Below are 5971 nucleotides of genomic sequence, written 5' to 3' on the forward strand. Positions count from 1 at the left end.
GCCCACGCCAACACCCCAACAACCATCTTAGCCGACAAATCCGCCGATAAATCACTACAACCCATTGTTCTACCCACAGCCAGTGGCATCACTTCAGTCAATATCACAACACCCAATGCTCGCGGTTTATCCAACAACCATTATAGCCAATTTGATGTCGGCAACTCTGGTGTTATTTTAAATAACAACCGCCAAGCAACAAATACCCAAATTGCAGGCTTTGTGGCAGCCAACCCCTTTATGGCTCGTGGTGAAGCTTCTACCATCTTAAACCAAATCAATTCAAGCAAGCCAAGTCATTTGAACGGCTTTATTGAAGTGGCAGGTAAAAAGGCAGATGTCATCATTGCTAATCCATCAGGCTTAGTTATCAATGGTACAGGCTTTATTAATGCAGGCAATGCCCATCTGGCAGCAGCGGGCAGTCAAGTCAATCAAGGACAGGTATCTGGTTATCAGGTGGGTGGTGATGTATTGGTGCTTGGTACAGGACTGGATAATCGTCAGGTAGATTTTACCCAAGTGATTGCTCGTCATGTACAGCTAGATGCACCAATTGTAGCCAATGAACTACAGCTAATTGCCAGCAATGGTTATATAGATACCGATGGCACAACAACCAACACATCAGCACAGGGCAAGCAAATTACCAAAGGTCGTACCATTGCTGTCGATATTGGTGAATTGGGCGGTATGTATGCAGGTAAAATCACACTGATCAGCAGCGAAATTGACACACTGGTGAATAACCAAGGTCAAATCTTTAGTGGGCTTGGTGGGCTGCAATTGGACATTGGGGCAACCTTGTTAATACTGGCACCATTTCTTCACAAGGCAAAGCCACCCTTGTTGCCAAAGATGCAATAAACAGTGGCACAGTATCATCAAAAGAGCAGCTCACTCTTGTCTTTGACAATCTAGACAATGCAGGCACAGTTTTAACCACGGATGAAGTTAAAGCACAGGTTGTCAATACAATAAGCAACCAATCATCAGCACAAATCAATGCCCAACACTTGGATGTACAATCAAACCAATTCATCAATGACGGTACAATCACCCAAACAGGCACACAAGCCTTATCCGTTATCGCACAAGGCAAATTAACCAACCTAGGTGATATTGGCAAGGTTGATACAGTTGCCATTGATACCATGCCCACACCTGATACACCATCAGCACCGATATCTCCCAAAGAGACAACAGTTGCCCTACCAAGCAGTGCCACAGGTCAAGGCATAAGCCAAATTACCAGCAGCCCACCACAAAACCAAAACTTGGCCACTGGTATCATCAAAACCACCAACAATCTTGATAATCTTGGCAAAATCCAAGCAAATGGCGGCGTTGATTTAACTGCTATATCAGGTCTTGATAATACTGGCAAGCTCAATGTACGCCACCTTAAAGCATCAGGGGATGCTTTGACAAATACCGCTGATATTCAGGCACGCACCACTGATATTTATACCAATACAGTAAATAATAGCCATGGCAAACTTACAGCATCACACATGCTGTCTATCACAACCAACCAACTAAATAACACCAAGGGCAAGCTGCATTCAGCCAAAGACAGCGACTTACAAGTTAGCCAACAGATAACCAACACCCAAGGTGAGATTTTAGCCAATGGCTTATTAAACATTCATGACAATAACCAAAACAGCCTAACTGTCATCAATGCCGATGGCACACTGCTTGCCCAAGATTTATCCATACAAGCCAAATCACTAAGCAACACAGGCGAGCTGTCAGCAGCAAACGATTTATCATTACGGCTTACTGATGATTTGCAAGTTCAGCGTGATTTGCAAGCAGGCAATACTTTAACCATCAACACCCAAGGCAGTATTGACAACCAAAAAACCATCCAAGCTGGCTTTGTTGTTGGTATCTTTGCCAAAGACATCATAAACCAAGGCACCATAAACAGCAATAAAACAACCTATTTACAGTCTCAAAAAACTTTACTGAATATAGGCACAGGCAAGATTTATGGCGATCATGTGGCATTGGCTGCCAACACGCTAAGTAATACCGATACGGATAATGCATCTGCCATCATTGCAGCCTATACACGACTGGATATTGGTGCAGATAAAATCATCAATAAAACACAGCGTAAAACCCCGCAAAACAGCGACAGTCATAGCAAACTGTTAAGCGAAGGCACGCTACATATTGGCGGCACTCTCGATGATAATCATCAAGCAGTGGGCAAAGCGACTTCTTTGGAGAACTTATCTGCCAATATTGAATCTGGCGGCGATATGTTTATTGCAGCTGCCAAAACAACCAATGACAATCTGCACCTTGAAACTGCCATTCATCAAATTGGTGATATAGAAGCAAAACACACAATCAGCTTTTCAAATCGCACCAGCAGCGAGCATGGGCCAGGTGATTGGGGCTGGAACCTAAAAGACAAATTGCCAGATGAATATGAACCAAGTAAATTTCGCTTCGATGGCTCAAAGCACATTTATCTAGATAATGAAGATGGCAGCACGGTTGGCTTGGGTCGTATTTGGATAGAAAATTATGACAAGCTACGCCATTTTAAAACCTTGGTTAAGTATACAGACCCGTCGGTGATTAAGTCTGGTGGCAGTATTCGCTTTGATGGTGATGTAGACAACCTAGATAGCACCATCTTGGCACAGGATGATATTCTGGCCACAAGTACCAATATTAACAATATCAGTACCAAAGGTGTCAGCTATACACTAAGAGACAGACAAAGCACCCACCGAGACTGGTATCATGATGGTGGTATTGGTGGCAGTGGTTATACACGCGCAGATTTGTACAACAAAACCACCAATGAAAAAATTCATGAAAAAACCTTTGAACTGCCCACCACTGTTACGCTAAATCAGCAAAGCATTGACAAACCAAACAGTAATGCACAAACTGCTGACATTACCTCCAAGACAGCCAATGTTGCCATTGCCACCATCAACACCACATTGCTACCAAGCAGCAGTCTTTATACCATAAACCCTGCACATCCAGATTATCTGGTGCAGACCGACCCCGCCTTTGTCAATTATCGCAAATGGCTATCGTCTGATTATATGCTAAAGGCACTACAATCAGACCCTAATTATATGCACAAACAAATTGGTGATGGTTATTATCAGCAGCGTCTTGTTGCCGAGCAGATTGCACAGCTTACTGGTCGCAATTATCTGTCTGATTATCAAAATCAAGAAGAACAGTTCAAGGCACTGATGGATGCTGGCATTGAATTTGCCCAAGCATTTAATCTTGCAGCTGGCACGGCATTAACCGCCGAGCAGATGTCGCTATTAACAAAGCCCATGATTTGGTTGCAGCTAAAAGACATAGCACTTGAGGACGGCAGCTGGCAAAAGGTCTATTATCCTGTGGTGCTACTGCCAAAAAATCAACTCACACTACAGGCTGATGGTGCTCTTATTGCTGCACGCAATATCATTGTTGATGGCGAAATTATCAAAAATAAAGGCACAATGCTGGCAAAAGAGGATGTGATATTAGCAGCAAAGGATGTTTATTTGTCAGGCGGCTCTCTTGCGGCTAAGCGCATCCGAGTGTTGGCAGAGCAAAATATCCACAATCAAGCAAAGATTGATGCCGATGAATCTGTAAAACTGCAAGCTGGTCAAGATATTTATCTAACAGCAACTGCTGGATTAAATAGTACATCACCTGCACAAATTCGTGTCGGTGATGCCAAAGCAGATACTCAGGCAAATCTTATATTACAAGCTGGTCGTGATATCACCCTAGCAAATACCAATATCAGCAATGAAAGCCAAGCCGTTAGCATTATAAAAGCAGATCGCAACCTAAACATTGGTGCTGTCAGCACCACCCATACACAAAAGACTGTATGGAACCAAGACAATGAGCAGCAGCAAAGCAAAACCATTTGGCACGGCAGCCAAATCGATACACAGGGCAGTTTGTTGCTACACTCAGCCAATGAGTTAAATATCACTGGCTCATCTGTTAATAGTGAAGACACGGCATTGCTAAGTGCACAAAATATCACTGTTAATCATACCACGCAAACAGAATCTTATTCTGATAGATTCTACACCAAGAACAAACAAGCTCTATCAAGCTCATCAGCCAAATCACAGTCTAATTACAACAAAACCACCGCCGTAGGCAGTCAAATTACTGGTACAAAAGTCCTGCTGTCTGCCAATGACAATATTCAAATTACAAGCAGTCAGGTGGTGTCAGATGATGGCACATCGCTAAATGCTGGCAAAGACATACGCATTGGCTCTGCCACCAACACCCTAAACAGCCAGTTTGCGTTTAGCCATGACGCATCAGGTCTTATGAGTTCTGGTAATCTTGGTGTAAGCATTGGCAAAGAAACCATAAGCCAAGCCACGGTTTAAAACCGCACCACCCAAGCAGGCAGCACGGTTGGCAGCTTACAAGGTAATACAACCAGCCATGCTGGCAATAACTACAGCCAAACCGCTTCTATTATCTCAACACCGCAAGGCGACACTACCATTACTGCCAAACAAGTAGACATCACGGCAGCAGATAACACCTACTATACCAACAATCAAAGCAAATACAAGAAAAAAGGTTTAACCTTTGCCGTCAATGTACCTATTGTCAATGCAGCACAAGCCACCGTCAACACCGCCCAAACTGTGGGCAAAAGCAGCAATGATAGAATTAACGCCATGGCAGCGGCTAATACTGGCTGGCAGGCTTATCAGACAAGCAAGACTCTGGCTAATACTGGCAAAGCCATCAGTGAGATGGCCAAAGGCAACTTAAAAAATGCCAACGAATTGGCTCAAATCAGTGCCACCATCACCTATGGTGAGCAACAAAACACCACCCAAACCATCCTACAAGGTACAACAGCTGAGGCAAGTCAAGTGTTGGCTGGTGGTACGGTTACTATCCAAGCCACAGACAAAGATGGCACAAATACCACATCAAACATCAATATCATAGGCTCGAATGTATTGGGCAGATTAAGCACACAGCTAACTGCTGATAATGATATTAACATTAAAGCCTATGAGCAATACCACAGTGAGCGTAGCTCAAATCAATCCAAAGGTTACAACGCAGGTGTTGCCATCAGTTACGGCAAGGATGGCTTTGCCTTTGGTGTAACTGCTGGTGGTAATTATGGCAAGGGCTATGGCAATGCTGATGAAGTAATATACAAAACAAGCCATGTTGGTGATTCAAACAGCCAAACCACCATTACCACTGGCGATAAACTTACCGTACAAGGCGGTCAGGTCAAAGGTGGTGGCGTTACCATCACTGCCAATGATTTATACCTAGCAAGTACACAAGACACAGCGACTTATGTAGCCAAACAACAAAATATCCAAGCCCAAGCAGCAGCTGGTTATGGTGCCAGTCTTAATATCAACTACAGCCAATCAAAAATCAACGCCGACTACAAATCAGTTAGCGAACAATCAGGCATCTTTGCTGGCAACAATGGTTTTAACATCAATATCAATAACCACACACAGCTAGACGGTGCCATCATCACCTCTACTGCCAAAGCAGAAGAACAAGGCAAAAACAGCTTTGGTACAGGTACCATAAATACCACCACCCTACAAAACCACAGCAGCTATGATGCTAATAGCTTTGGCATTGGTGGAGGTGTTAATATCAGCGGTGAAGCATTGGGACAAAAAATCCCAAATCCCAACAAGCCAATCAAAGCCCAAACTGTATCAACCGCCACCACACCAACCTATCAAGGCATGGGCTATGGCACAGACAAAGACAACAACCACAGCCAAACAACAAGTGGTATTGGCACACATAATATTACCATCACAAATCAAGACAAACAAAACAGCAAATACCAAAACACAGACAGCCAAAACCTATACACCAACATCACCACTGATGATGTAACAGAAAATAAATATATCAATGGCATTATTAGCAACAACTTTGACAAAAACAA

Annotated in this window: 3 protein-coding genes and 1 pseudogene; all 4 read left to right on the forward strand. The window is 43.5% G+C overall.

The genetic code is table 11. The features are described from left to right. On the forward strand, window positions 1-867 hold an 867-nt coding region (locus tag BW928_RS10990), incomplete at its 5' end, for a filamentous hemagglutinin N-terminal domain-containing protein (RefSeq protein ID WP_143821553.1). After that, window positions 864-977: pseudogene (locus tag BW928_RS12255) on the forward strand (hypothetical protein); the annotation flags it as partial. The gene BW928_RS10990 and the pseudogene BW928_RS12255, both read left to right, overlap by 4 nt. A 39-nt stretch (window positions 978-1016) precedes the next feature. Further along, the gene (locus BW928_RS10995) at window positions 1017-4403 is read left to right on the forward strand and encodes a hemagglutinin repeat-containing protein (protein ID WP_076556259.1); all 3387 of its coding nucleotides are present in this window, start codon (window positions 1017-1019) and stop codon (window positions 4401-4403) included. 300 nt (window positions 4404-4703) lie between these two features. Further along, the coding region (locus BW928_RS11000) for a hemagglutinin repeat-containing protein (RefSeq protein WP_200800850.1) at window positions 4704-5971 on the forward strand (1268 nt) is incomplete at its 3' end.

This window comes from Moraxella cuniculi DSM 21768 (assembly GCF_900156515.1).
Lineage (GTDB): Bacteria > Pseudomonadota > Gammaproteobacteria > Pseudomonadales > Moraxellaceae > Moraxella > Moraxella cuniculi.